Source organism: Kribbella sp. NPDC026611 (assembly GCF_040638345.1).
Lineage (GTDB): Bacteria > Actinomycetota > Actinomycetes > Propionibacteriales > Kribbellaceae > Kribbella.
Genome location: NZ_JBEZYC010000002.1, coordinates 1,166,079 through 1,191,195, shown reverse-complemented (window position 1 = coordinate 1,191,195; position 25,117 = coordinate 1,166,079). Strand labels below are relative to the sequence as shown.

Here is a 25,117-nt window from a genome sequence, read left to right as displayed (position 1 = left end):
CCAGTTGGCGGCACGGAGGAGCTGACGTGAAGTCGTCGTTTTCCACTCGAGCGGTCGCGTTCCTCGCCTCCGCGGCGCTGCTGGCGGTGACGGCCTGCTCGGCCGGTTCGGGTACATCGTCGGGCAGCTCGCCGGGCGCCAACCAGAACCTGGCGATCGGTCTGGTCGCCGAGCCGGCCAGCCTGGACTTCACTACCACCGACGGCGCTGCGATCCCGCAGGCGCTGCTCGGGAACGTGTACGAGACGCTGGTCAAGCAGGACGACTCCGGCAAGATCGTGCCGTCGCTGGCGAAGTCGTGGACGGTGTCGCCGGACCGCAAGACGTACACGTTCGACCTGGTCGACAACGCGAAGTTCAGCAACGACAAACAGTTCACCGCGGCGGACGCGGTGTTCAGCATCAACCGGGTCAAGTCGGCGTGGACCATCTCGCTGAAGGGCGCGATGGACGTGGTCTCGGCTGCCAAAGCACTCTCGCCGACCCAGCTGCAGGTGACGCTCGCCAAGCCGAGCAACGACTGGCTGTTCCGGATGACCACCCGGATCGGCGCAATGTTCTCGGAGAGCGGGGTGAGCGCTCTCGCGACGACTCCGATCGGCACCGGACCGTTCAAGTTCTCGAAGTGGAACCGGGGCGACTCGATCGTGCTGGTCCGCAACGACGGCTACTGGGGGAGCAAGCCGTTCTTCCAGCAGATCACGCTGAAGTACTTCAAGGACCCGACCGCGCTGAACAACGCACTCCTGACCGGCACGATCAACGTGGTCGGCACCGTCCAGGCGCCGGAAGCGCTCTCCCAGTTCACCAGCAACGACAAGTACCAGGTGATCGAGGGGACGACCAACGGCGAGGTGCTGCTCTCGTTCAACAACTCGCGGCCGGTCTTCAAGGACGTCCGTACCCGCCAGGCGATCCGGCAGGCGATCGACCACAAGGCCTTGCTGGACACGTGTTTCGCCGGTCGCGGCAAGCTGATCGGCAGCATGGTCCCGCCGACCGATCCGTGGTACGAGGACCTGACGGGCGTCGCGCCGTACGACCTGGTGAAGGCGAAGTCGTTGCTGCAGGCATCCGGTGCCGCCGGCAAGACACTGCGGCTGCGGCTGCCGACGTTGCCTTACGCAACCTCTTGCGGTCAGGTGGTGAAGAGCCAGCTGGAGCAGGCCGGGCTGAAGGTGCAGATCGACCAGCTCGAGTTCCCGGCGGCGTGGCTGACGACGGTCTTCAAGAACGCCGACTACGACATGTCGATCATCGCCCACGTCGAGCCGCGCGACCTCGGGGCCGTGTTCAACCCGAAGTACTACACGCGGTACGACGATCCGACGCTGCAGGGGTACCTGACCGCGGCGGACACCGGCGACGAGGCCGCGCAGGTCGACAACCTGAAGAAGGCCGCCCGCCGGATCTCCGAGCAGGCGGCCGGCGACTGGCTCTTCCTGCTGCCGAACCTGATGGTGGCCGACAAGAACATCAAGGGGCTCCCGACCAACGCGATCACCGAGAACTTCGATCTGTCGAAGCTCGCGCGATGATTCTCCGCCTGATCGAGCGCACCGGGGTGTTCTTGATCAGTCTTGCGGTGAGCTCGGTGCTGGTGTTCGCGTTCATGGCGGTGCTGCCCGGCGATCCCGCGCGGGTCGCGCTCGGCGTGAACGCGTCCGATCAGGCCGTGGCCGAGCTGCGGCGCCAGTTCGGCCTCGACCGGCCGTTGCCGACGCAGTACTTCGACTGGGTCGGCGGGCTGCTGCACGGTGATCTCGGGACGTCGTACATCTCCAAGGTCGCGATCGGGCCGCAGGTGTTCGACCGGTTGCAGGTGACGTTGTGGCTGGTGATCGCCGGGATGGTGATCGCGCTGCTGGTCGCGGCGCCGGCCGGGACGGTGATGGCGGCCCGGCACCGGAAGCTCTCCGGACTCGCGCTCTCCGCCGTTTCCCAGGTCGGCGTCGCGGTTCCCGCGTTTCTCGCCGGGATCTTGCTGATCGTGGCTTTCGCGGTGAAGCTCGGTTGGTTGCCGGCCAACGGGTGGACGCCACCGGCTCAGGATCCGCTCATGTTCCTCAAGCAACTGATCCTCCCGGCGCTGTCTCTCGGCCTGGTCCAGGGCGCGGTTCTGACCCGGTACGTCCGGAGCGCGGTGCTGGATGTTCTCCGCGAGGACTACCTACGGACCGCGCGGGCCAAGGGTCTCCGTCCGTTCCAGGCGCTCTGGAGACACGGCTTGCGCAATGCGGCAGTACCAGTCGTCACAGTCCTCGGCCTGCAGTTGGCGACGCTCCTGATCGGCGCCGTCGTCGTCGAGCGCGTGTTCGTGATCCCGGGCCTCGGCAGCCTCTTGCTGGACGGCGTCTCCAACCGCGATCTGCTGCTCGTGCAGGACGTGGTCATGGTCCTCGTGATCGCGGTTCTCCTCGTCAACTTCCTCGTCGACCTGCTGTACGTCGCCCTCGACCCGCGCTTGAGGTCGGCATGATGAGACGCCTGAATCCCAGCCTCGTCGCGGGCGCGGTGATCGTCGGGATCATCGTGCTGGCGGCGCTGATCTCGTTCGTCTGGACGCCGTACGACGCGACGCTCGTGAGCCCGGCGTCGCGGTTGCTGAAGCCGTCCTGGTCGCACTGGTTCGGGACTGACAAGTTCGGCCGGGACATCCTCAGCCAGATCATGGTCGGTTCCCGGACCACGCTCTTCGTCGGCGTGGTCGCGGTCGGCGTCGCCGCGGTGATCGGCGTACCGCTCGGGATCCTGGCGGCGATGGTACGGCGCTGGCCGGGCGAGCTCGTGATGCGCGCCAACGATCTGCTGCTCGCGTTTCCCGCGCTGCTGCTCGCGATCATGTTCGGCGCCGTGTTCGGCGCCAGCACGCTGACCGCGATGATTGCCATCGGCATCGCTTCGGTGCCCAGCTTCGCCCGGGTGATCCGGAGCGGGGCGCTGCAGGTGATGCGCTCGGAGTACGTGCTCGCGGCGCGCGCGGCCGGGCGGCAACCGTGGCCGATCGCGGTCCGGCACGTGCTCCCGAACGTGACCAGCCTGATCACGGTGCAGGCGTCGGTGTCGTTCGCGATCGCCGTTCTCGCCGAGGCCGCGCTCTCCTTCCTCGGGTACGGGACGCCGCCGCCGACGCCGTCGTGGGGACGGATGCTGCAGGAGAGCCAGGAGTTTCTGTTCACTGCGCCACGGCTGGCTATCTCCCCGGGGGTGGCGATCGCGATCGCCGTGCTGGGCTTCAACCTGCTCGGCGACGGGCTCCGCGACCGGTTCGACCCGAAGCTGGAGGACCGGCGATGAGCGACGTACTCACTGTTCGCGAGCTGTCTGTGCGGGTGCGCGACAAGGCGCTGGTCTCGGACGTGGATCTCACCGTGGGGCCGGGGGAGCGGGTCGGGTTGATCGGCGAGTCGGGGTCTGGGAAGTCGCTGACCGCGCTGAGCATTCTCGGTCTGCTGCCGGAGGATGTGGTCGCCGGCGGGTCGGTGCGGCTCGACGGTGTTGGGCACGACCTCATCGGCGCGGACGAGCGGCGGATGTCGCGGATCCGCGGTCGCGACGTCGCGATGGTCTTCCAGGAACCGATGACCGCCCTCAACCCGACCATGCGAATCGGTGACCAGGTTGCTGAGGCGATCCTGATCCACAGGGATCGTCGTGGCGACGCCGCTACGCGATCGGCGCGGCGCGGTGTCGGAGCCGCCGGTCGTGCTGCCCGGGTTGCCGCGGCCGAGCTGCTGGAGCTGGTACAGCTGCCTGTGGACACACTGCGTGCGTACCCGCACCAGCTCTCTGGTGGCCAACGGCAACGAGTCGTCCTTGCGCTTGCCCTGGCCAACGATCCGGCGCTGCTGATCTGCGACGAACCGACCACCGCTCTTGACGTCACTGTCCAAGCGCTCGTCCTGGACCTCATCGTCCGTGGCGTGATGGCCCGCTCGTCGGCCCTGCTCTTCATCACCCACGACCTCGCCGTCGTCGCAACGGTGTGCGAACGAGTCTTGGTCATGTACGGCGGACGCGTCGTCGAGTCCGGTCCGGTCGCAGAGGTCTTCACCCGACCCCGCCATCGCTACACCGAGGGCCTGCTCGCCGCTTCCGATCTGGAAACCGCTGCGCACCGGCTCACCACGATCCCCGGCAACGTCCCACCCGCGGGCCAGTTTCCCACCGGCTGCGTCTTCCGTACCCGTTGTGCGCATGCGACCGAAGCCTGCGAGAAACCACCTCCGTGGACTGGCTCCGAACAGCGCGGCTTCGCCTGCTTCCATCCAGCAGGAGCCACCGATGCCTGACTCCTTGACCACACACGAGCACATTCCGGTTCCGCATCCAGAGGTCGAGCCGATCATTCGAGCAGTTGACGTGGTGCGCGACTATCCACGACCTCGGACCTCGTTGGTGAAGACCGCGCCGGTCGTGCACGCATTGCGCGGGGTGAGCCTGGAGGTGAAGCCGGGGGAGCGGTTCGGGATCGTGGGGGAGTCGGGGTGCGGGAAGTCGACGCTGCTCCGGATCATCGCGGCTCTGGACCGCGCGACCTCGGGAAACGTGATCGTCGAGGGCACCGACATCACGCGTCTCCCGGAACGCCGGTTGCGGTTCCTGCGGGAGAACCTGCAGCTCGTGTTCCAGGATCCGATGAGTTCTCTCGACCCGCGGATGCGGGTCCGCGACATCATCGCCGAGCCGCTCGTGGTCCAAGGTCATCCCGCCTCGGGAGAGCGTGTTCGCGAGCTGCTGGAGGCGGTCGGGCTGTCCGCGGATGCCGGGGACCGGTACCCGCACCAGTTCTCGGGTGGCCAGCGGCAACGGATCTCGATCGCCCGCGCGCTCGCGCCGCGGCCGCGGATCCTGATCGCCGACGAGCCGGTGAGTGCGCTCGACGTCTCCGTCCGTGCTCAGGTGCTGAACCTGATCTCGGATCTGGTCGACGAGCTCAACCTGACCTTGGTGTTCGTTTCGCACGATCTCTCCGTGGTGAAGCACGTCTGCGACCGCGTCGCCGTCATGCACGCCGGCCAGATCGTCGAGACCGGCTTCACCGGCGACGTCTATGCCGCACCCCAGCATCCGTACACGCAACGCCTCGTCTCCGCCATCCCCACCCTGCAGCGAGCGCTGTCCGGAGCAACGACCTCCGACCTGCTCACGACGAAGGGAGAACCAGCGTGAAGTTTCCAGCCGGCCTGCCGATCGGTGAGTCCTGGATCGAGACCTCCGATCGCGCTCCCGTGGTGTTCCCGTACGACGGGTCGGCGGTGGCGGATGCACCGGTCGGGGACGTCGAGCTCGCTCGGCGATCGATCGATCACGCTGTCGGCGTACGCGAGACTGTCGGGCGGCTGCCGTCGTACTTGCGCCGGAAAGTCTTGCAGAGCGTGCATTCCGCTGTCCTTGCTGAGCGGGATGCGTTCGTTGATCTGCTCGTGCTCGAAACCGGCAAACCGATGATCGATTGTCGCGTTGAGATCGATCGAACATTGTTGACGCTGGAGACATCGGCCGAGGAAGTTGCCCGGTTGCACGGTGAGACGGTGCCTCTTGACCTGCTGCCGAGTGGCGAGGGTCTGCAAGGTTTTTGGGTGCGGAAGCCGATCGGGGTTGTCGTCGGGATCACCGGCTTCAACTATCCGCTGCTTCTGGCGGCGCACAAGGTCGCGCCTGCGTTCGCGGCCGGTTGTCCGATCATCGTGAAGCCGGCGCCGCAGACACCGCTCGCGACGCTCTGGCTCGTGCATCTCATGCGCTCCGCTCTTGCTGACGCGGGAGCGCCGGAGAGCGCTGTTCAATTGATCACCGGGGGATCGGATGTAGGCGCAACGCTCACGACGGATGGTCGGATCGGCGCGGTCTCGTTCACTGGGTCGGCCGCTGTTGGTCATCGGATTGCCCGGGACGCAGCGCCGACGAAGGTGCTGCTCGAGCTCGGTTCCAACTCGGCTCTGGTGGTCGCCGAGGACGCTGATCTCGATGCGGCGGCGGACGCGATCATCCGGGGCGGGTACTACGCCTCCGGTCAGGCCTGCATCTCCGTCCAACGCGTCATCGCGGTCGAGTCAGTGCGAGAGGCGTTGCTCGAGCGGCTCGGCGCTCGTCTCCCCGCCGTCGTCGTTGGAGACCCCCGCGATCCAGACACTCGCGTCTCCGCGCTCATTAACCCACAGTCCACCGAGCGGGTCCGCACCTGGGTAGAAGACGCGGTCCGTGCCGGCGCCACGATCGCCTACGGCGCCCCCGGTACGTCCGAGAGCGCGACCGCCGCGGAGGTTCCAGGCGGTGACGTGCTGGGGCCGATCGCCGAGGGCGCCCCCGGAGCGACGATCGCCTACGGCGCCCCCGGTACGGCATCTTCCGAGAGCGCGACCTCCCCGGAGGTTCCAGGTGGTGCAGTGCTGGGGCCGATCGTGCTCACCGACGTACCGGATGGGCAGTTGGCGTGGGACGAGGAGATCTTCGGGCCGGTGATCGCCGTACGGTCCGTCCCGGACGTAGCGAGCGCTCTCCGAGTGGTAAACGAGACGCGGTACGGGCTGCACGCGAGTGTGTTCACCTCCTCCCTGGAGACCGCGTTCGCGGCGATCGATCGGCTGGAGGTCGGCGGGGTGGTGATCAACGATGTACCGGGGTTCCGGTCCGACGTGATGCCGTACGGCGGCGTCAAGGACTCAGGCACCGGCCGGGAGGGTCCTCGCTTCGCGATCGAGGAGCTGACCACGACCCGGATGGCGATCATCCGACCACGTCCCTGAGAGGTGGCCATGGACTACGCGAACCTGTTCCGCCTGGACGGCAAGCATGCGCTGGTGATCGGCGCCGGCAGCGGGATCGGCCGGGAGAGCGCGCTCGCCCTCGCCGCCCACGGCGCCCGCGTCACCTGCGCAGACCTCAACCTCACCGCCGCCGAAGAAACAGCTACCCTCGACCACGAGCTCGCCGGTCGGATGGCGGCGTACCAGTTGAACGTTTTGGACGACGCGGCGATCGAACGATCAATCACGGAACTCGAAGCCGTGGATGTTCTGGTGTTCACTGCGGCGACCAATGTTCGGAAACGGATCATTGACTACACGATCGAGGAGTTCGATCGAGTCGTCTCGCTCAACCTGCGCGCGTCGTTCCAACTGGTGCGGGCGTTCGGGAGGGGGATGGCGGAGCGGGGGAGCGGCAGCATCATCGGGTTCAGCTCGATTCGCGGTACGACGGTCGAGCCCGGGCAATCGGTGTATGCGGCAACGAAAGCCGGTCTCGTCCAACTGCTGAGGACCGCGGCCGCCGAGCTCGGGCCGAACGGTGTCCGCGCGAACGCGATCGCTCCCGGCGTCGTCGAGACCCCACTCACCGCGCAGATCAAAGCAAACCAGGCCTGGTACGACGCCTACGCGCAGAAGGGCGCGCTCGGCCGCTGGGCACAACCGAGCGAGCTTGCCGGCGCGGTCGTGTACCTCGCCTCCGACGCCGCCAGCTTCGTCACCGGCAGCGTGCTCGCGGTCGACGGCGGCTGGACCGCGGTCGACGGCCGCTTCGATCCCCCGAACTGAGGAGGTTGAATGACTCTCGCTGATCTGCCCGCCACCGAACTCGTGGCGAAGTACCGGGACCGGAGCCTTTCGCCCGTCGAGGTGCTCGAGGACGTCCTGGCCCGCGTCGAGGAGTGGGAACCGCGAATCAGCGCTCTCTACGCTCTCGACCCAGCCGGCGCTCGGGCGGCCGCGCAGGAGTCGGAGCGGCGCTGGCGGGACGGGACGGCCGGTGCGCTCGACGGCGTACCGGTGACTGTGAAGGAGAACATCGCGACCCGCGGTACGCCGGTCCCGCAAGGTACGGCGGCCACCGAGCTGATCCCGGCGGCCGAGGACGCACCGGCGGCGGCGCGGCTGCGGGCAGCCGGAGCGGTGATCTTCAGCAAGACCACGATGCCGGAGTACGGGATGCTCTCGTCCGGCGTCTCCACGTTCCATGCCTTGACCCGGAATCCGTGGGATCTGTCCAAGACTGCGGGCGGATCGAGCGCGGGGGCCGCCGCGGCGGCAGCTGCGGGATACGGCCCGATCCATATCGGGACCGACATCGGCGGCTCGATCCGGCTGCCGGCAGGTTGGTGCGGACTGGTCGGGCTGAAGCCGACGCACGGCCGGATCGCGGTCGGAAACCCGTACCCCGGCCGCGCGATCGGACCACTCACCCGTACGGCGGACGACGCGGCCCTCGCGCTCTCGGTGATGTCCGGGTACGACCCGCGGGATCACACCTCGATCCCTGCTGCCTCTGACACCTACGAGATCACGCTCAACGGTTTGCGGGTCGCGCTGCTCCTGGACGCCGGTCTCGGTCTCCCGGTCGATCCCGAAGTGACGGCGGCCGTGTCCGCGATGGCCGCGACGCTCGAGAAGGCGGGAGCGATCGTCGAACCGATCTCGCCGATCATCACCCGCGAAATGCTCGACGGCCTCGACCGTTTCTGGCGGGTACGGTCTGCCAGCGACATCGCTGCGCTACCGGAGGAACGGCGGGCGAAGGTCCTTCCGCAGATCCGCGAATGGGTATCGACGGCGGGGGAGCTGGACGCGTTCGACGTGTTCCGCGGGTACAGCCAGATGGGCGCGATGGCCAGTGCGGTGGGCAACGTGTTTACGGCGTACGACGTGATTCTGTCTCCGGTGGCTCCGATCACGGCGTTTCCCGCGGAGCTCGCTTATCCGACAAATGATCCTTCGAAACCGTTCGAACACATCGCGTTCACCGTGCCGTACAACATGTCGCAGCACCCGGCGACCACGGTCAACGCCGGGTGGTCGACGGCGGGGCTGCCGATCGGCGCGCAGCTCGCCGTACCGCACCACCAGGACTTGAGAGCGCTTGCTCTGGCCGCCTATCTCGACACCCAACGCGCGGAAAGGCGAGACTGGCCGTGAGGAACCTGGCCAGATGGACGCTCCCGGAGGTACGCCACCCAGCGCTGACACCCTGCAGCGCCGACTGACCTCGCACTGCTACCGCCTCCTCGGCTCCATCACCGAGGCCGCCGAGGTCGCGCGGGGCGTGTCGTCGTACGACGATGCCACCCGGGAGTGCCTTGTCCGCGCGGGCGCGCGGTCACTGCCGACGGATCTCGCGCCGCCGTCGGTAAATCCTGAGGGAGCGTTGTCCGAACGCTCCGAGGTCCTCTGGCTGGAGCCGATCCCTGATCATTTGATCGATGGCCGACCGCTCGATCTCGGTCTGATCGCCGCCCTGCAACGCCTCCCGCCCCGCCAGCGCGCCGCCACGGTCCTCCACGACATCGAGGCCTGGCCGGCGGACCGCATCACCAACCTCCTCGGACCCGTCGAGCCCGCGTCGGCCCTGGGATCCGTGGCTGGCGTCCCGCCTCGCACCGATGTACTGCTTCTCCAGCGGTACCGCGCCGCGTTCGAGGAGTACGACGTACCCGCGATCGTCGGGCTCTTCACCGACGACACGATCTGGGAGATGCCGCCGTTCACCTCCTGGTTCCGCGGCGCCCGCGACATCGGGCGGCTCATCTCCACCCACTGCCCCGCCCAAGGCCCCGGCGACCAGATCCTCATCCCCCTCCGCGCCAACGGCCAACCAGCGTTCGCCGTCTACATGCGAGACCCGAGAGACAACATCCACCGAGCCTTCCAGCTCCAGGTCCTAACCCTCACAGCCGCCGCGATCGTCCACGCAGTCGCCTTCTTCGACCCGTCCCTCTTCCCCACCTTCCACCTACCAGACCTACTCACCGGCCTCCCACCCAACCTCTACGACGGCACCCTAAAACCCCACCTCGAACGCCTCCCCAAGCACTGAGCGATCAGAACTCGCCGTAGATCTGGACCTTGGTGCCGAGGGGAGTGTCTGCGTAGATTTGGTGGATTTCGGGGCGGAGGACGCGGACGCAGCGGTGGCTGGCGGGATAGGGCTTGATCAGGGTGTTGACGCCGGAGCCGTGGAGGGCGATGCCGGGGCGGTCCTTCAGGAAGTAGATCGAGTCGTACATGAACGCGTCGTCGTACAGGCTGCTCTCGTGCGCGCCGGCCCACTTGCGCCACACCTTGCCGGTGCGGTTCGGGGTGTCGTAACCGGGTGCTCCGGTGGAGATCCAGACGATCCGCTTGTAGGTCTTGCCAACGACCTGGTACAGGATCTGGCAGGTCTTGTTGACGTAGATGCCGGGCGAGCGGGTCGCCGCCGGCCGAGTGGTTGCGTTGAGCACCGAGTACGCGTCGTTCAAGTTGAGCCCGTTGCGGTTGACCGGCAGCCCGTGCGTCTCGCGCCATGCACACAGCGCTTGCTTGGCGCGGACGGTGATGTCGCCGTCGACGTCGCCGACCGGGTACCCGAGCTTGTCCAGCTGCCGCTCGACGCGCAGAGCGTAGTACGCCGGCTTCTGCTTCACCCGCGGCTTCGGCTTCACCACCGTCGGCTTGGCAGCGGGAGTAGAAACGGTCGGCGTGGGAGCGGTCGGCGTACTGGACGGCGTCAGGGAAGGGTTCGTCTCGCTCGCCGCCACGTCCGAACATCCGGCGACCACGAACGACAGCACGACGGCACCAGCGGCCAGACCACGTCGACGCGTCACGGCATCCCCTCTCGTCAGCACTTTCAGCGTCGCAGAACCACGCCCAGTGAGCGCGCAGCGACCCGCCGAGACTAGTCGGCCGAGGGGCCGCGCTCAGAGTGCCGTTGCCGAACCGTTGCCGACCTCCGGCGCGGGATCGTCCCGCAACCGGCTGTACAGGTACCCGTCGCGGAGCTTCCCGTCCCGGAACTCGCACCCGCGGATCACGCCCTCGAGCCGGAATCCCGCCTTCTCCAAGGACTTCTGCTCCGCGACGTTCTCCGGATGCGTCGCCGCCTGGATCCGGTGCACCGGTGTGTGCAGGAACAGGTACTCCGTCAGCAACGCCTGCGCGCGCCACCCGATCCCACGCCCGCGGTACTCCGGGAGCAACGCGATCCCGATCTCCCAGTACTGCGTCTTCCCGTCGAACGTCCCCGACAGGTAGCTCACGAACCCCGCCGTCCCGTCCGACGTCCGAACCATCATCCGGCCGTCGTCCTTACCGAGGTACCCGTCCTCGGCGAACCGCTTGACCGGCGCCTGCGCATCGCGAAACCCACCCCAGTCCAGCCCGACCAATCCCGGCTCGACCGCGAACCGCTGGAACATCGGCAGATCCTCGTCCGTCACCGGCCCCAGAGAGACATCCATGGCCGCCAGACTAGGCGGATCTGCACACGACGGTGCGTCCCGCGCTACAGCCCCAGGTCGCGGAGGAACTCGGGCTTGTAGGCCTGCATCACGACGTATCGCGGGTCCGGGACCTCCATGTTCGCGTTCTTCGCCGCGTCGCTGTCCGCGTCGTGCGCGCCGTCCGGCACGCTCGGGTCGGTCCAGTCCTGCTCGGCCGCGTTCCACCGGGTCACGGTGTACTCCGCCTCCAGGTGCTCGCCGGCCACGAGCTCCCTGGCGGTCCGCTCCGCCTCCTGCGCGTCCTCGAGCGTGCTGGTGTACATCAGCATCCGGTCCCCATCGCGAGTCACCGTCACCTGACCGCCGAGCCGCTTCCGCGCGTCATCATCCAGATCCAACGCCCGCACCCGATCCCACAACGTCAACCGATGCCCCTCATCCGAGAGCACAACCTCAACCCGAAACTCCTCATCCGCCATGCGCACACCCTATCCATCCCGGGTGCCCAGCCTCCTGAGTGGTCGGAGAGGTGAATCGATTTCCTTCGATCGACTACAGTTCTTAGTCATGGAGCTGAGGCATCTGGAGCACTTCGTGGCGGTGGCCGAGCAGAAGCACTTCACGCGGGCGGCCGAGGCGATGTCGATCTCGCAGTCCGGGTTGTCGGCCTCGATCCGGGCGCTCGAGCGGGAGTTGCGGGCCTCGTTGTTCGTTCGGAACACCCGGAGCGTGGAGCTGACCGAGGCGGGGCGGGCGCTACTGTGCGAGGGACGGCGTACCCTGGCCGCCGCCGAGGCTGCCAAGGACGCGGTCGCCGCGGTGCAGGGGTTGCTTCGCGGGCACCTCACGGTCGGGCTCGAGCAGTGCCTCGGGGTGGTCGACGTACCGGCGTTGCTGGCCAAGTTCCGGTCGGCGTACCCGGCGGTGGAGATCGAGGTTCGGCAGGCGGGGTCTACGCCGATGCTGGACGAACTGGCGTCCGGACGGCTCGACCTGGCGTTCGTCGCGACCGCGGGCGATCCGGTGGACGGGCTCGATCTGCGGCCGTTGTCGCGGGAGTCGATGGTGCTCGTTTGCGCACCCGATCACCGGCTGGCGAAGGCGTCGGGTGTGACGCTGCACGATCTGGCGGGTGAGTCGTTCGTGGACTTCGATCCGACCTGGGGTGCGCGAGCGATCTCGGACCGCGCGTTCGCGGCAGCCGGGGTTGCGCATCCGGTGACGATCGAGGTGAACGACGTACACACGCTCCTCGCGCTCGTCGCCCACGACCTCGGCGTCGCCCTCGTCCCCGAACGCATCGCCGCCAAACGAGGCGACCACGTGACCGTCAGCCTCGCCCCCGGCGCCGCCGCCGACTGGCAGGTCTCGGTCGCCGTCCCCACAGGCCCTGCCGCCTCCCTGGCCGCCGACGCCCTCATCGGCATGCTCCCGACCACTGTTGGCCACAATTGACCGCTATGTCGATCCTTCCCGGTCCGCTCGTCCCCGACGGCGGCGGCTACCGCCACTCGGTCGAGGTCTCCACACCGGTCCGCACGGTGTACATCTCCGGTCAGATCCCGGTCTCGCCGGCCGGCGAACTGGCGCCGGACTTCGCCAGCCAGTGCCGCCAAGTGTGGGCCAACATCGCCGCCGCGCTCGCCGAGCACGAGCTGACGTACGCCGACCTGGTGAAGGTCACCACCTACTTGTCCGACCGCGCCTACCGCGCCGAGAACTCGGCCATCCGCCGGGAGGTTCTCGGCGACCACGCCCCGGCGCTGACCGTCATCATCACCGGGATCTACGACGAGTCCTGGCTGCTCGAGATCGAAGCCATCGCTGCACGATGACCGCCGTACCCCGCGGGTGGGGGTACGGCGGTATCCGTCTTACCAGGCGTAGTCCTCCGGGGCGGTCTTGTAGCCCGGGAAGATTTCGTCGAGGCGGGCGAGGGCCTTCTCGTCGAGCTTGACGTCGACTGCGCGTACGGCGGACTCGAACTGCTCCATCGTCCGCGGCCCGACGATCGGCCCGGTCACCCCCGGCTGGTGCAGCAGCCACGCCAGCGCGAGCTCACCCGGCTCGTGGCCGAGCTCGTCGGCGAACGCCTCGTACTGCTCGATCTGCGGCCGCAGCTGCTCGAGCGCCTCCTTGGCGCGGCCCTCGAGGCGCCGTACCCCTTCGTTCTCCTTGCGGATCACGCCACCGAGCAGTCCACCCTGCAGCGGCGACCACGGAATCACGCCAAGCCCGTACTCGCGCGCGGCCGGCAGCACCTCGCGCTCGATGTCACGAACGATCAGGTTGTAGAGCGACTGCTCACTGACCAGCCCGGTGTAGTTCCGCTTCTCGGCCGCGGCCTGAGCCTGCGCGATGTGCCATCCCGCGAAGTTCGACGACCCGGCGTACAGCACCTTGCCCTGCTGTACGGCGACCTCCATCGCCTGCCAGATCTCGTCCCACGGCGTCTCCCGATCGACGTGGTGGAACTGGTACAGATCCACATGATCGGTCTGCAGCCGCGTCAGACTCGCGTCGAGCGCCCGCCGGATGTTCAACGCCGACAACCGCCCGGTGTTGGGCCACGACCCGTCGCCCATGTCCCCGTAAACCTTGGTCGCCAGCACCGTCTTCTCCCGGCGACCGGCGTCCTGCGCAAACCACTCCCCGATAATCTCCTCCGTCCGCCCCGGGTAGATGGCCCGCCCATACCCGTTGGCAGTATCAAAGAAGTTGACCCCTACCTCATGCGCCCGCGACATGATCGCGTGCGAGTCCCCCACCTCGGTATGAGGCCCAAAATTCATAGTCCCCAAAACGATCCGACTAACCGACAACCCAGTACGCCCAAGATGAGTGAAGTCCATACCTCCCACCCTCCCGCGCCCCATCCCAGACTTCCAACAGAAGAATCCGCACAGTCTCATCGCCCCGGCTTCTGAGTGAGGCGCAAGGTGAGCTTAGGAATCGATCAGGTCGGTGATGGCGTCGAAGATGATGTCGGTGGCCAGCGGATCGGCGAGCACATCGGTGAGCCGGATCGATGGGTACTTCCGCCACTCATCGGCGCGGGCGTCAGCGATCTTGAGCCGTAGCGATTCGATCTGTTCCAGCTTCACGGCCGCGGCTTCGATGCGATCGGGAACGAGCCGTTCCTTGATGTCGCCGAACTAGAACACCAAGTAGGCCTTGCTGCTAGGTCTGTCCGTGTTGGCGTTCAGTACCCATACCGCCGTCGGTCGACCCTTGATGTCGTACCACCCGCCGACGCCGGGCGTCGCACCTCGACCCCACGAGAGTCGAACGCCGCGTACCTCGACGTCCGCCAGCAGCCTCTCGACCAGGGTCATCTCCGCCGGAGTGCAGCGTGCCCGGGCCGCCTCGAGGAAGGACTCCCGCGACCATTGCTGCCCACTGGGATTCTTGACACTGATCGCCGCAGAAGTTCGACCGACCACCCGCGGAACATAGGCCACGTTGCCACCAGCGACGAACTGGCGCAGCTCAACGCCAAGCACCTCGGCCGGGTTCATCTGCTCATTGAGGAACTCGATAATCCGGATCAACTCGGCCGGCAGGACGTCGGCGACGAAGATCATCCGTACCCGCCCGGCGATCAGGTTGGACTCGACCGACTTCCAGAATTCGTCTGGATCGAGCCCCGGCCGTAGTTCCGCCAGCATGGTCTCGACTGCGCTACCTTCGGCCGCCGCTCGGGTCTCGGGGGCCTGTCGGATCAAGGTCAGCGGCCAGTGCTTCACGGCGTTAGCGGCGTAGTCGAGCATCTGGCCAACCACTTCGCGACGGATCCGTGTATCGGATGCGCGCTTCACCTCGACGAGTACTGGTATGCACTCGTGGTCGATGAACAGGTGATCCAGGCTGAAGGTCGCCGGTCCGTGCTCAGTCGAGGGGACGCCCATCTCACGGCTGACCAGCAATAACCGTGCCTCGCCGTCCGCCTCCGTCGTTGGGCCAGCCAACACCTCGGGATACTCCGCCAATGCCGCTTGCAGAACGTTCTCGGAGTCGTACGGCGTTTCCTCCAACAACTCGAACTTGTTCCCGACTCTCAAGAAAATGCCGTTCGTGCTCACCCCGTCGCCCCTCCCAGGTTGCCGCACCTGCTGGCAGAGAATACGCCTAGCTCGCCTTGAAGAGTTCGTAGCGCCATGCGAGAGCGTCGGTGTCGGGTCGTTCGATGCGCCGGCGAGGCTGGGCAATCGTCGTGCCGTGCATCTGCTGCAGGCCGTACTTCAACATTGGGCCGTCACGCTCCTCTAGGAGGTGTCGGTTGATCTCGACGATACGATCTGGGCGAATGCCCATCAGGTTCTGGTCGTACGCCGCGTGATGAATCTTGCAGAGACTCAGCCCATTGCTGACATGCGGCATGCCGATTGCATCCGAGTCAGGTCGGATGTGGGCGGCGTCGAGGAGTTCGCCGTGTTGGAGGTGACAGACGGCGCATCGGGTGTCGTACGCGCGGATCACCGACGCTCGGAAGACCGGTTGATGGAGCCGCGAACGCGTCACACGTTCCGCGTACCTCTTGACGGCGACGTCGGTCGTCTGCGGGTTATCGATGAATCGCAACGACTCGTCGAGCGCGATGAGGAAATGACGCGACTCCTTGACGTCGGAGACCGCGTACACCGGGAAGATTGGAACGAAGAGACTCGGCTGCAGCTTCATCAGGAGGATCATCGGCAGTGCGAACTGAATCGCGGCACGGACTTTCTTGTTATCCCATCCGTCGATCCCGCACGATAGGCGTAGACGAAGAGGCCTTGGTCGGTGTGGCCGTCCTCGTACGGTCCATCAGGCGAGCTGTTGATCGACAGCGTGGCATTCAAATCCTTGGGATTCCAGATCCCTTTGGACTCATCGACAAGTCGACGCTGGACGCCACCAACATCGAAGTTCGTCAGTTGCTGCCGAGTCATCGTCCCGCCAGTCTGATCACACACCAGGGCGAGCCGCTCCATGATCCGTTCCCGAAGCACCAGATCAGCGGACAAGCTCAGCCCAGCCAATTGCTCTCCCCCACGCTTCCCCGTCCGGTCTGATCGGGCGACGTTGTTCAGACTGAGTGAGCTGCAGTGGAAGCCAAGCGACCTGCAGTCCCACTGCAGAAGCGTAGCCGAATCGTTGGGCCGGCCGAGTGTGAGGAGTGCAGGTGGATGTGTTGTTGGCTGGTTAGAGCTCGCGTTCGTGTCTGTTTCGCGACCCTTGACCAGCGCGAGGAGACCGAGTTTCAGGGCTCGCAGTTCGCGAGCGCAGGCTGTTTGGCTGGGGGCTGCGGCGACCTCAAGCATCGCGATTTTCGTCGGAGCTTTCCGTCGAGCAGGATGCGGAAGCGTTGGATCACTTCTTCGGTAGGTCGGAGTCGTCGATCGGCTGGTCGAGGTCCCAGCCAATCTCGGCCGCGACGTCTTCCAGGGGGACGGAGGGCTCGTCGTCCGCCAGGCGATCGTGGGCCTCGTCGTACACGTGGTCGAACTCGGTGGTGTCTGCTGCGAGTACGGCGAGGCGTCGGAAGGCGTCCCAGGAGACGAAGGCACCTTCGGGCTGGCCGGCGTTGCCGATGAGGAACGGGCCGCCTTCGCCGGCGCGGAAGCGCTCGAGCATCTGGGGAAGTTGTTTGGCCGCGGCGGACGGACTGATCACCCAGATGCGCTCGCCGGAGCCGAGGATGTGCGGAGTTTCGTCGGAGCTCATGGTTGTCCTTCCGCGGATGGTCGCGGCTTCGGCAAGTCCGCATCGGCCGCCGGTTCGTCCAGGTTCACGCCGAGCTCGGCGGCAAGTTTGTCGGGGAGGAGATGTTGGGTTTCGCCGGGGTCCATGTGTCTTCCTTTCGGTGGTCTGTTGTGGTTTCACAATAGGAGGTGGACGGTGGGTGCGGTTGGAGTTATCCACAGGGGCCTTGGGCAACTAGGAGGGGTTATGGGTGAGGGGCATTGGGTTGAGGTTCGGGTGGGTGGGGATGGGGGGAAGGCGTTGCGGCAGCTGCGGAAGGAGTTGGCTGAGGAGGGGGTGTTTACGCAGGATGTGATGGAGGAGGCGGGTGGGGAGGTGGCGCTCGCTGTCGGGTTGGTGGGGGGACCTGGGGTGATTGCGTCGGTTGCTTCGGTGATGGGGGATTGGATTCGGCGGCGGAAGAGTCCGGGGTATGTGGTGGTGCGGATGGGGGACGATTTGATGAAGGTGGAGAAAGAGGGGTTCGAGGGGGCGGTGCTGGAAGGGTTTCTGGGGCGGCATCAGCAGAAGTAGGTGGGTTCCCGGCGTTGTGAGTTTGCGGGGAGCGGGCGTAGCGTCGAGAGCGCTGCCGGTGGGGGTGCCGGTGCGGTTCAGGGGGATGGGATGGCGGTACTTGGGCGGGGCAGGATTCGGGGAGGCCTTCGGCGGCGGGGAGTTCGTTGTCGTCATGGGGGACTGCGGCGGAGCAGGTGGGAGCACCACCGGGTGTAGGTCGAACCGGCCGAGGAAGCTCCGCCCGGACGTCCCTCCAGATGGGTGGAGCCCAAAGGAGCCCGGGGTGCTAGCACCCCGGGCTCCCTGTACTCCGCTCCCTGTACTCCGCTCCCTGTACTCCGCTCCCTGTACTCCGCTCCCTGTACTCCGCTCCCTGTACTCCGCTCCCTGTACTCGGGTTCTTTTACTTCGACCGTCTTCGTGCCGCTGTCTAACGTGCCGGGTGTCTGCGTACGGGTTGGCGGTCGGTTCGCCGGGTTGTGTCGGCGCGGCCGTGACGTTGGCGGGGGAGTGTCCGAGGTCGCGGTGTCGAACGTGCTCGGTGTCTACGTACGGGCTGGCGGTCGGTGCGGCCACGGTCGCGCCGGCACGACCGCGACGTTGGCGGGGAGCCGCCTGAGGTCGCGTTGTCGAACGTGGCGGTTGTCTACGTACGGGCCCGGCGGTCGGTGCGCCGAGCTGCGCCGGCATGGCCGCGGCGTTGGCGGGGGAGTGTCCGAGGTCGCGGTGTCGAACGTGCCGGGTGTCTAGGCACGTACTGGCTGTTGAGCGTGCTGGGTGTCTGCGCTGGGACTGGCTGACGACCGTGCGGGGCCCGACGCACTGAGCGGCTGCGGACCAGCTTGAGTCGGGCTGGCTTCAAGAGCAGGACCCCGCGGCGTGCGTCGCGGGGTCCTGCTCGGATTGTGTCGTCGTGCTCAGGTCCGATGATGCGCCGGCTGTCGAACGTGCCGCTGCCTATGCACGGATCGTTGGCCGACCAGCCGACCAGCCGACCAGCCGACCAGCCGACCAGCCGACCAGCCGGGTTGCTGAGTGGAGCGGTTGTGAGACGGGGCTGGTGTTGAGCGGTCGACTGGCTAACCGTCGGCTGTTGAGCGGCCGACCACCGAACGGTGGTGTGTTGGTCGCGGGTGACGGGTTAGGCCGGTGGGTCGTGGCTAACCCGTCGCCAGCGGTGGGTGGTTAGTGGTGGTAGGAGTCGGCGTAGGTTGAACTGGGGGTGCCGGGGCCGGTTAGGTTGTCGTAGCCGGGAGTGGCCGTTAGTGGCCCGTTCAAGCCGAAGGTGATTAGGCGGGTTAGGACGGGGCTTGTCGGGTCGGTGAAGTCTGCGTAGTCGTTGCGGACCACGCTGAACAACTCGCTAGCGGGCGGGTCGGTCAAGTCAGTCAGCGCCGTCGTCCCCGCGCGTTGGTAGATCTGTGGGTTGGCCAGGCCGATCGGCGACCCCTGCGCCTGCTGCGCGAGCGCCTGGATCCCAGCGATCAGCGGGCTGGACAGCGAGGTCCCGCCGAGCCGCACCTCCAGGTACCCGGTGGTCCCGTCCGGCTTCAGCCAGGTTTGGCCGACGAACATCCCGCTGTTGTTGTCGCCGTCGGCAACGATGTCGGGTACGACGCGCATCGGGTACGCCGAAGTCTCGCCCGTGAGCAACGTCCGCGCCAGCTTCGCCGGTACGACCCCGGCCTGGTACGACGGCTGCCGTACCTTCGCGCTCGTACCGCCGCCGGTTCCGCCGGTGAACGCCGCCGGGTACCCTGCGCGCGGATCCGGACTCCACCCGTCGCCGGTCCGAGGCGACCGGATGTTCCCCCAGCCGAACTCGAACACCTTCTTGCCCTGCGCGTCGACCGGCATCGTGGTACCGCCGACGCCGGTCACCCAGGCGCTCTCCGGCGGGTACTCCGTCTGCACACCGTTGGAGCCCTCGAACTGTCCGCAGCCGCTGTCCTGAGGCTCGACCCCGCAGTCACCGGAGGAGAAGTACACGCCGATCCCCTGGATCGCCGCGCGCTGGAAGACGGACTCGTAGGCGCTCCGGATCGCCTCGGTCGCGGGTCCGTTCGCCCCGTCGCCCCACGAGTTGCTGACCAGGTCCGCGAGATGGTTGTCGACCATGCGGTTCAACGCATCGATCAGGCTGGCATCGGAGCAGTCCTTGGCGCCGACGTACGTGATGTTCGCGTCCGGCGCCATCGAGTGCGCGGCCTCGATGTCGAGCGCCTCCTCGACGTAGAGCGCGTTCGGCGCGCCGCCGAAGCAGTCCGGCGAGCCACCCGGCGACGTGAACTGCTTGAACTGACCGGGCCGCCAGCCCTGGAAGTTGTGCTTGTTGGCCCAGGCCACCAGATCCGACTCGATCGATGGCGACGCGTAGGGATCGATGATGCCGACCGTCACGCCCTTCCCGGTCCACCGGGACTTGTTGAGGCCGTACGCCGTTCGCAGCTCCTGCGGCCCGTATCCGCACAGGGTCCACGGCCGGGTCTTGCCCTCGAGCGGCGGCTGGTCGGTGGCCTGCTTCTCGCCCCAGTAGTGCGAGCACGGTTCGGCACGGTAGAACGCGGGCGTCGGCCCCCACGGATCGGCGTCCGCCGGCGCGGCCGTCGCGACAGCCTGGTCCAGGATCTTCGGCCGTACCCCTTGCCGCGTCTGGTCCTCGAGGCCCATCACGCCCTGGACCGCGGCCGCAAGTCGGGCCGGCACCTTCACCTCACCGGCCGGCGCGCGGTGCACACCCTTGCCGTCGGCGTAGTTGTGCAGCTCGACCTCGAACGCCTTCTGCGCCGAGGCCACCGATCCATGGAACCCGACGTAGTGCTCGTTCACGTCGGTGACCTCGAGGCCCTCGGACTTCAGCCAGGAGACGACGGACGTAGTCTGTTCGGCCGACGGCCCGAACCGTCCCCGAACCTCCGCGGCCGACAGGAAATGACGGTAGTTGGCACTGTGCGGATCGATCACGGACAAGGCATATGCGGTCATTCCCTGCGGATCGCGACCGGCGAGGTTGACGCGCCCGTCGAGCTCGGCGCGCGGATCGGTCGCGCCGCGGTCGGTGGCGGCCGCTGCCCAGCTGGGGCGGGAGCCGAGGACAGTGCGGGAGGTGGGAGTCGCGACGGCGGGCGGTATCAGTACGCCGAGCAACGCAGTACCGGCGACGGACGCCGCCAGCACGCTGAGTCTGGACATCATCAGGAGAATTCGTCCCTTCGGTTCGAGAACGGAACCGGGCCATCGTCGAGGGCAGCAAACGGCCGGACAATCCTTACGACCTGGACCAAGTGGTCTACGGCAAACCCGGAAGAGTCCGTTGACAACGGGCGGACGGGATGCATCCGGTTACGGACCGTTGCGAGCGGCAATGGGGACCGACATCATGGTGCCGACGCCGGGGAGGGTGGTTGTGGAGGTTTGGGTTCAGATCGCGCTGGTGGACGAGGACCAGGAGTTGGCGGACCGGGGGATCCGTCAGTTGCGGCGGCAGCTCGCGGAGTTCGAGACACGGGACGTGCGGACGACGGCGCCGGCGGGGAGCAAGGGTGACGCGGCCACGGTCGGGCAGCTCGTGGTGGCGGTGGGCGGGGCCGGGGGAATGGTGTCGGTCCTGGTGACCATCCTCAAGGACTGGCTGGCGCGGCGTGATCCGAGGCAGCGGGTGAAGGTCACGATCGGCGCGGACTCGATCGAGGTGGACGCGGCGTCGGCGGAGGAGCGGGAACGCCTGATCGAGAGCTTCCTGCGCAAGCACGAAGCGAGCTGAGCGATGGCACGCCGAGCGCTGCTCGTCGCCACCTACGAGTACGAGGACGCCGGGCTGCGCCAACTCGTCACTCCCGCGTACGACGCCGAGGCGCTCGCCGAGGTGCTGGCGGATCCCGCGATTGCCGGCTTCGACGTCGAGGTCCTGATCAACGAGACGTCGAGCCGGGTGGGTGAGGCAATCGGTGAGTTCTACGCGGCCGCCGACCGCGACGACCTGACCCTGCTCTACTTCAGCGGGCACGGTCTGAAGGACGACAACGGCCGCCTCTACCTGGCGATGAAGAACACCAGACGCGAGCGGCTGCGCTTCACCGCGCTTCCGACGTACATGGTGAACGAGGCCGTCGACGAGAGCTCGGCACGGCAGCAGATCCTGATCCTGGACTGCTGCTACGGAGGCGCGTACGGCGTGGAGCAGTTCGCCAAGGCGGACTCCGGGGTACATACCAAGACCGAGCTCGGTGGGCGCGGGCGGATCGTGCTGACGGCCACCGACTCCACGCAGTACGCCTTCGAAGGCGACAGCATTCGCGGTCAGGCAGCCCAGTCCGTCTTCACCCGGCACGTGGTGGAGGGCCTCCGCAGCGGCGCGGCCGATCTTGACGCGGACGGCGATATCACCGCCGACGAGCTGTACCGGTACGCGTACGACGCGGTCGTCGCCGAGCAGCCGAACCAGCGTCCCAAGCAGTTCGCGGACGTCCAGGGCCGCACGGTCATCGCGGCCAACCCGCACTGGACGATGCCGGCCCAGATCACCGCGAACCTCGAGAGCCCGCTCCAGCCGCTCCGGGAATCCGCCCTGATCGAGCTGGGACAGTTGCTCCAGGCAAGCAACGATCAGGTACGGCGGGCCGCCCGCGCGAAGCTGGAAAGCCTGGTCGACGACGACAGCCGAGCCATCTCCGAAACCGCCCGGGCCTACCTCGACGCGCCGCCGCCCCGACCGCAGCTGGTCGCGACCGCGCCGCCCGTACGGCGTCCGAGCGGACCGACCTTCGGCGCCGCGGCCAAGGCGAGCGGGCGCCGCTGGCGCCACCGAGCCCACCAATTGCGCGACAAGCTGCGGCCGGGCTGGCCGATCATCATCCTGACCCTGCTGGCCGCCGCGGCGGCGGTGACGGCCGCGGCGCTCGAGCCCACGCCGTACTCGATCGCCCTCGCTGCATTCCTCGCCACTGCGCTGGTGATGCAGTTCCGCGGCGCCGGCCCGGCGTATGTCGCGGGCAGCGTGCTGCCCGGCCTCGTGAGCGCGGCGCTCCTGACGAGCTGGCTGACCAGCTACCTCCCGAATCCGGTGCATCGCATGCCGTTCGGTTTCCTGATCGCGGCCGAAGTGACCTGGCTGGCGGCCGGAGGCGTGGCAGCGGTCCGCTGGCGTCCGCCGAAGGCTCGTCCGCGGCTCGTCCTGGTCCTGGTCGGGGTGGTCGCCGCACTCCTCGTCCTGATCATCACGGTCTACGGGTACCGCGCCTGGCCGCACCTCCTCCACCCCGCGCTCCTGAGCATCCTCGGCGCCGAGCTGGCGCTCACCGGTGGGTTGCTGAACTTCGGGAGGGCGTTCTCTGCGGGCTATGTGCTCGGCGGATTCGTGGTCTGGCTCGGCCTCTTCCATCGCGTGGGCGGATTCAGCTCGCCGTGGCTGGTTGTCGTGGCGCTGCTCGTGGTCTGGCTGCTGCTCGGCGTCCTCAGCCTCAGACCGGTCGGCATGAGCGTCGCCTTGCCTTCCTGGGTGATGGCGGCTGCCCTGCTCGCCCCCGCCGCCTTGGGTGGGGTCGCGATGGCCGTCGTACCGCCTGCGCCGCGGGCACCGGTCGCCCTCGGTCTGGCTCTCAGCCCTGATGACCAGTTCCTCTACGCGGCCGACGTCGGGAACGGCCGGGTGCTGAAGATCAGTACGACGACCCGCGAGCAGATCGGCGATCCGCTGCCCGTCGGTGTCGAGCCGAGCCGGCTTCTGCTCTCGCCCGACGGCCGAACGCTGTACGTGTGCAACTCCGGTTCCGGCTCGATCTCTGTCGTGGACGTTGCCGCGTGGAAGGTGATCGGGCAGCCGATCGCGGTTGCGCCCGAGTCCACGGACCTGTCGCTCAGCACCGCGACCCACCGCCTCTACGTGCTCAGCCAGAAGACCCAGACGATCACGGTGATCGACACGGAGACGCGTCAGACGGTCGGTGGCCCACTCGCCAGCGGACCCAGCCCGTCCGATCTTGCCGTCGACGCGAAAGGACAGCGGCTGTACGTCGCCAATCAGGACGCGGGCACGGTGTCGGTCATCGACACGGCGACCCGGATGCCCGATCGCAGCCCGATCAAGGTCGGCGCCGAACCGCGCGACCTGGCCCTCGGGCCTGACGGCGCCCTGTTCGTCATCGGCATCCGCTCGTACGCCGTCATCAACACCGAGGTCAAGACCTCCCGGCCAACGGCGTACGACGTGCCGGGGGATTTGAGCGAGGGTCAGCCGGGACCCGATGGGAAGACGCTCTACGTTCTTGGGTACTCCGGCCGGCAGGACTCCGTGCAGGTCGTCGACGTCGGCAGTCACCAGGTGGTGGGGACGTTGAACGACGACCTGGGCGTGGCCGTCCGGATGGTGGTCAGCGCGGACGGTCAGCGGATCTATCTCGGCAACTTCTTTCAGCCCGGCATCATCGTGGTCGACGCCGCTCGGCCGAAGGCGATCGGCGTCATCGAGCTGAAACGCTGACCGGCCGGCCCCTTCGACGAGGGGCCGGCCCGGTAACGGTGCTACAGGCTGCGGAAGAAGGTGCGGAGGTCGGCGGTGACGTCGTTCGGGAGTTCGAGGGAGGCGAAGTGGCCGCCCTTTTCGAAGGTTGACCAGTGGACGATGTTGGGGTTGTCGCGGTCGGCGAGGGGACGGATGGTCTTGAAGTCGTCGGCGAAGACGGCGACGCCGGTCGGGGCGTGGTTGAGCTGCGGCTCGGCGCCGGCGTGGGCCTCCTCGTAGTGGTAGCGGCCGGCGGTGGCGGAGGTGTTGGTGAACCAGTAGAGGGAGACCTCGGTCAGGATCTGCTCGCGGGTGACCAGGCTGGTCCCGTTGCCGAAGCTGTTGAAGAGCTCGTTCCAGGCCAGCTGGCCGACCGGCGAGTCGGAGATGCCGACGGCAACGGTCTGCGGGCGGGTCGAGTTGATCGCGTTGTACCCGCCGACCGACTGGAACCACTTCAGGTGCTCCAGCGCCGCGTAGTCCGCCGGCGTGAACTTCTCGAACTCGGCCGGGTCGCCCGACGGGAACGAGAACAGCTGCAGGACGTGCAGCCCGAGGAAGCCGGCCGGGTTGAGTACGCCGAGCTCCCGGGCGATCATCGCGCCGCCGTCCGACCCGTGAGCGCCGTACGACTCGTAGCCGAGCCGGCGCATCAGCGCGTCGAAGGTCCGCGCCACCCGCGCCATCGTCCAGCCGCCGCCGACGAGCGGGGTGCTGAACCCGAAGCCGGGGATCGACGGTACGACGACCGAGAACGCGTCCTCGGGGTTGCCGCCGTACGCCGCCGGGTCGGTGAGCGGGCCGATCATGTCGAGGAAGTCGATGAACGATCCCGGGTAGGTGTGCAGGAGCAGCAGCGGCGTCGCGCCCTCGACCGCGGACGGTACGTGGATGAAGTGCACGGTCTGCTCGTCGATCTCGGTGAGGTAGTGCGGGAACTCGTTCATCCGCGCTTCCTGCTGCCGCCAGTCGAACCCGTGCTGCCAGTGGTCGACCATCTCGCGGAGGTAGTGGTTCGGGGTGCCGTAGTCCCAGTTGTCGCCGGGAGCGGGCTCGGGCAGTCGCGTCCGCGCCAGGCGGGCGTGCAGATCGTCCAGGTCAGCCTGGTCGATGGAGACGGCGAAGGTCCGGATGCTCTCGTTTGTGCTCATGGGACTACCGTAGAATCCGTATAGGAACAT

The 25,117-nt window shown here is 67.4% G+C and carries 26 protein-coding genes; 14 read left to right on the top strand and 12 right to left on the bottom strand.

Annotation, left to right across the window (positions count from 1 at the left end):
- Positions 1–26: 26 nt before the first annotated feature.
- Genes AB0E69_RS11700 through AB0E69_RS11660 form a run of 9 tightly spaced genes read left to right on the top strand, consistent with a single transcriptional unit; the run spans position 27 to position 9,810 of the window.
- Positions 27–1,538: an ABC transporter substrate-binding protein gene (locus tag AB0E69_RS11700; RefSeq protein WP_360142946.1), complete on the top strand. Its 1,512-nt coding sequence runs from the start codon at positions 27–29 to the stop codon at positions 1,536–1,538.
- The gene (locus AB0E69_RS11695; protein ID WP_360142944.1) at positions 1,535–2,479 is read left to right on the top strand and encodes an ABC transporter permease; all 945 of its coding nucleotides are present in this window, start codon (positions 1,535–1,537) and stop codon (positions 2,477–2,479) included. Before AB0E69_RS11700 ends, AB0E69_RS11695 begins: the two co-directional genes overlap by 4 nt.
- Positions 2,479–3,297: an ABC transporter permease gene (locus tag AB0E69_RS11690; RefSeq protein ID WP_360142942.1), complete on the top strand. Its 819-nt coding sequence runs from the start codon at positions 2,479–2,481 to the stop codon at positions 3,295–3,297. Before AB0E69_RS11695 ends, AB0E69_RS11690 begins: the two co-directional genes overlap by 1 nt.
- Entirely contained in the window at positions 3,294–4,292 is a 999-nt protein-coding gene (locus tag AB0E69_RS11685) for an ABC transporter ATP-binding protein (protein ID WP_360142940.1), read from the top strand. The genes AB0E69_RS11690 and AB0E69_RS11685 overlap by 4 nt, the downstream gene beginning before the upstream one ends.
- Complete coding sequence (locus tag AB0E69_RS11680) at positions 4,285–5,172, top strand: ATP-binding cassette domain-containing protein (RefSeq protein ID WP_360142938.1); 888 nt, start codon at positions 4,285–4,287, stop codon at positions 5,170–5,172. Before AB0E69_RS11685 ends, AB0E69_RS11680 begins: the two co-directional genes overlap by 8 nt.
- Positions 5,169–6,749, top strand: a complete 1,581-nt coding sequence (locus AB0E69_RS11675; protein ID WP_360142936.1) for an aldehyde dehydrogenase family protein — start codon at positions 5,169–5,171, stop codon at positions 6,747–6,749. The genes AB0E69_RS11680 and AB0E69_RS11675 overlap by 4 nt, the downstream gene beginning before the upstream one ends.
- A 9-nt stretch (positions 6,750–6,758) precedes the next feature.
- A complete protein-coding gene (locus AB0E69_RS11670) occupies positions 6,759–7,538 on the top strand; it encodes an SDR family NAD(P)-dependent oxidoreductase (protein ID WP_360142934.1) in 780 nt (259 codons plus the stop codon).
- A 9-nt stretch (positions 7,539–7,547) separates the two neighbouring features.
- Positions 7,548–8,912 carry an amidase gene (locus AB0E69_RS11665; RefSeq protein WP_360142932.1) on the top strand — a complete coding sequence of 455 codons (1,365 nt, stop codon included), beginning with the start codon at positions 7,548–7,550 and terminating at the stop codon, positions 8,910–8,912.
- A 13-nt stretch (positions 8,913–8,925) separates the two neighbouring features.
- Entirely contained in the window at positions 8,926–9,810 is an 885-nt protein-coding gene (locus tag AB0E69_RS11660; protein ID WP_360142930.1) for an RNA polymerase subunit sigma-70, read from the top strand.
- A gap of 4 nt (positions 9,811–9,814) precedes the next feature.
- Here the strand turns inward: AB0E69_RS11660 and AB0E69_RS11655 are convergent, their stop codons facing one another.
- The 3 genes from AB0E69_RS11655 to AB0E69_RS11645 form a co-directional block, all read right to left on the bottom strand.
- Positions 9,815–10,582: a L,D-transpeptidase family protein gene (locus AB0E69_RS11655; RefSeq protein ID WP_360142928.1), complete on the bottom strand. Its 768-nt coding sequence runs from the start codon at positions 10,580–10,582 to the stop codon at positions 9,815–9,817.
- Positions 10,583–10,675: 93 nt separating this feature from the next.
- Positions 10,676–11,215: a GNAT family protein gene (locus tag AB0E69_RS11650; RefSeq protein ID WP_360142926.1), complete on the bottom strand. Its 540-nt coding sequence runs from the start codon at positions 11,213–11,215 to the stop codon at positions 10,676–10,678.
- 44 nt (positions 11,216–11,259) lie between these two features.
- On the bottom strand, positions 11,260–11,676 hold the full coding sequence (locus AB0E69_RS11645) for a hypothetical protein (RefSeq protein WP_360142924.1): 417 nt from the start codon (positions 11,674–11,676) through the stop codon (positions 11,260–11,262).
- 88 nt (positions 11,677–11,764) lie between these two features.
- Between AB0E69_RS11645 and AB0E69_RS11640 the strand changes: the two genes are divergently transcribed.
- A complete protein-coding gene (locus tag AB0E69_RS11640; RefSeq protein WP_360142922.1) occupies positions 11,765–12,652 on the top strand; it encodes a LysR family transcriptional regulator in 888 nt (295 codons plus the stop codon).
- A gap of 5 nt (positions 12,653–12,657) precedes the next feature.
- Entirely contained in the window at positions 12,658–13,032 is a 375-nt protein-coding gene (locus AB0E69_RS11635; protein WP_360142920.1) for a RidA family protein, read from the top strand.
- Positions 13,033–13,071: 39 nt separating this feature from the next.
- Here the strand turns inward: AB0E69_RS11635 and AB0E69_RS11630 are convergent, their stop codons facing one another.
- From AB0E69_RS11630 to AB0E69_RS11600, 7 genes are all read right to left on the bottom strand, one after another.
- Positions 13,072–14,049: an aldo/keto reductase gene (locus AB0E69_RS11630; protein WP_360142918.1), complete on the bottom strand. Its 978-nt coding sequence runs from the start codon at positions 14,047–14,049 to the stop codon at positions 13,072–13,074.
- A gap of 93 nt (positions 14,050–14,142) precedes the next feature.
- Complete coding sequence (locus AB0E69_RS11625; RefSeq protein WP_360142916.1) at positions 14,143–14,301, bottom strand: hypothetical protein; 159 nt, start codon at positions 14,299–14,301, stop codon at positions 14,143–14,145.
- A 51-nt stretch (positions 14,302–14,352) separates the two neighbouring features.
- Positions 14,353–15,279 (bottom strand): hypothetical protein, encoded by a 927-nt coding sequence (locus AB0E69_RS11620; RefSeq protein WP_360142914.1) that lies wholly within the window; start codon positions 15,277–15,279, stop codon positions 14,353–14,355.
- A gap of 46 nt (positions 15,280–15,325) precedes the next feature.
- Positions 15,326–15,877, bottom strand: coding sequence for an HNH endonuclease (locus AB0E69_RS11615; protein ID WP_360142912.1), 552 nt, complete (start codon positions 15,875–15,877; stop codon positions 15,326–15,328).
- A gap of 8 nt (positions 15,878–15,885) precedes the next feature.
- A complete protein-coding gene (locus AB0E69_RS11610) occupies positions 15,886–16,218 on the bottom strand; it encodes a hypothetical protein (protein ID WP_360142910.1) in 333 nt (110 codons plus the stop codon).
- 331 nt (positions 16,219–16,549) lie between these two features.
- On the bottom strand, positions 16,550–16,903 hold the full coding sequence (locus tag AB0E69_RS11605; protein ID WP_360142908.1) for a hypothetical protein: 354 nt from the start codon (positions 16,901–16,903) through the stop codon (positions 16,550–16,552).
- Complete coding sequence (locus tag AB0E69_RS11600; protein ID WP_360142906.1) at positions 16,900–17,028, bottom strand: hypothetical protein; 129 nt, start codon at positions 17,026–17,028, stop codon at positions 16,900–16,902. The genes AB0E69_RS11605 and AB0E69_RS11600 overlap by 4 nt, the downstream gene beginning before the upstream one ends.
- A gap of 100 nt (positions 17,029–17,128) precedes the next feature.
- Here AB0E69_RS11600 and AB0E69_RS11595 point away from each other — a divergent pair, with 100 nt between their 5' ends.
- On the top strand, positions 17,129–17,455 hold the full coding sequence (locus tag AB0E69_RS11595) for a hypothetical protein (RefSeq protein ID WP_360142904.1): 327 nt from the start codon (positions 17,129–17,131) through the stop codon (positions 17,453–17,455).
- A 1,167-nt stretch (positions 17,456–18,622) separates the two neighbouring features.
- Here the strand turns inward: AB0E69_RS11595 and AB0E69_RS11590 are convergent.
- Positions 18,623–20,629 carry a S53 family peptidase gene (locus AB0E69_RS11590; protein WP_360142902.1) on the bottom strand — a complete coding sequence of 669 codons (2,007 nt, stop codon included), beginning with the start codon at positions 20,627–20,629 and terminating at the stop codon, positions 18,623–18,625.
- Positions 20,630–20,843: 214 nt separating this feature from the next.
- On the opposite strand from AB0E69_RS11590, the gene AB0E69_RS11585 reads away from it, so the two are divergent.
- Both AB0E69_RS11585 and AB0E69_RS11580 read left to right on the top strand, forming a co-directional pair.
- A complete protein-coding gene (locus AB0E69_RS11585; protein ID WP_360142900.1) occupies positions 20,844–21,200 on the top strand; it encodes a hypothetical protein in 357 nt (118 codons plus the stop codon).
- A 3-nt stretch (positions 21,201–21,203) separates the two neighbouring features.
- Positions 21,204–23,915 (top strand): caspase family protein, encoded by a 2,712-nt coding sequence (locus AB0E69_RS11580; protein ID WP_360142898.1) that lies wholly within the window; start codon positions 21,204–21,206, stop codon positions 23,913–23,915.
- A 41-nt stretch (positions 23,916–23,956) separates the two neighbouring features.
- Here AB0E69_RS11580 and AB0E69_RS11575 read toward each other — a convergent pair whose 3' ends face one another.
- Positions 23,957–25,087 carry an epoxide hydrolase family protein gene (locus AB0E69_RS11575; RefSeq protein ID WP_360142896.1) on the bottom strand — a complete coding sequence of 377 codons (1,131 nt, stop codon included), beginning with the start codon at positions 25,085–25,087 and terminating at the stop codon, positions 23,957–23,959.
- Positions 25,088–25,117: the final 30 nt, after the last annotated feature.

What these genes read in the sequence shown, in the direction of transcription:
- AB0E69_RS11615 (WP_360142912.1), bottom strand. Translation starts at nt 15,877, where the DNA reads ATGAAGCTGCAGCCGAGTCTCTTCGTTCCAATCTTCCCGGTGTACGCG.
- AB0E69_RS11650 (WP_360142926.1), bottom strand. Translation starts at nt 11,215, where the DNA reads ATGGATGTCTCTCTGGGGCCGGTGACGGACGAGGATCTGCCGATGTTC.
- AB0E69_RS11645 (WP_360142924.1), bottom strand. Translation starts at nt 11,676, where the DNA reads ATGGCGGATGAGGAGTTTCGGGTTGAGGTTGTGCTCTCGGATGAGGGG.
- AB0E69_RS11640 (WP_360142922.1), top strand. Translation starts at nt 11,765, where the DNA reads ATGGAGCTGAGGCATCTGGAGCACTTCGTGGCGGTGGCCGAGCAGAAG.
- AB0E69_RS11580 (WP_360142898.1), top strand. Translation starts at nt 21,204, where the DNA reads ATGGCACGCCGAGCGCTGCTCGTCGCCACCTACGAGTACGAGGACGCC.
- AB0E69_RS11635 (WP_360142920.1), top strand. Translation starts at nt 12,658, where the DNA reads ATGTCGATCCTTCCCGGTCCGCTCGTCCCCGACGGCGGCGGCTACCGC.
- AB0E69_RS11600 (WP_360142906.1), bottom strand. Translation starts at nt 17,028, where the DNA reads ATGGACCCCGGCGAAACCCAACATCTCCTCCCCGACAAACTTGCCGCC.
- AB0E69_RS11595 (WP_360142904.1), top strand. Translation starts at nt 17,129, where the DNA reads ATGGGTGAGGGGCATTGGGTTGAGGTTCGGGTGGGTGGGGATGGGGGG.
- AB0E69_RS11690 (WP_360142942.1), top strand. Translation starts at nt 2,479, where the DNA reads ATGAGACGCCTGAATCCCAGCCTCGTCGCGGGCGCGGTGATCGTCGGG.
- AB0E69_RS11680 (WP_360142938.1), top strand. Translation starts at nt 4,285, where the DNA reads ATGCCTGACTCCTTGACCACACACGAGCACATTCCGGTTCCGCATCCA.
- AB0E69_RS11575 (WP_360142896.1), bottom strand. Translation starts at nt 25,087, where the DNA reads ATGAGCACAAACGAGAGCATCCGGACCTTCGCCGTCTCCATCGACCAG.
- AB0E69_RS11605 (WP_360142908.1), bottom strand. Translation starts at nt 16,903, where the DNA reads ATGAGCTCCGACGAAACTCCGCACATCCTCGGCTCCGGCGAGCGCATC.
- AB0E69_RS11590 (WP_360142902.1), bottom strand. Translation starts at nt 20,629, where the DNA reads ATGTCCAGACTCAGCGTGCTGGCGGCGTCCGTCGCCGGTACTGCGTTG.
- AB0E69_RS11695 (WP_360142944.1), top strand. Translation starts at nt 1,535, where the DNA reads ATGATTCTCCGCCTGATCGAGCGCACCGGGGTGTTCTTGATCAGTCTT.
- AB0E69_RS11660 (WP_360142930.1), top strand. Translation starts at nt 8,926, where the DNA reads ATGGACGCTCCCGGAGGTACGCCACCCAGCGCTGACACCCTGCAGCGC.
- AB0E69_RS11670 (WP_360142934.1), top strand. Translation starts at nt 6,759, where the DNA reads ATGGACTACGCGAACCTGTTCCGCCTGGACGGCAAGCATGCGCTGGTG.
- AB0E69_RS11665 (WP_360142932.1), top strand. Translation starts at nt 7,548, where the DNA reads ATGACTCTCGCTGATCTGCCCGCCACCGAACTCGTGGCGAAGTACCGG.
- AB0E69_RS11685 (WP_360142940.1), top strand. Translation starts at nt 3,294, where the DNA reads ATGAGCGACGTACTCACTGTTCGCGAGCTGTCTGTGCGGGTGCGCGAC.
- AB0E69_RS11630 (WP_360142918.1), bottom strand. Translation starts at nt 14,049, where the DNA reads ATGGACTTCACTCATCTTGGGCGTACTGGGTTGTCGGTTAGTCGGATC.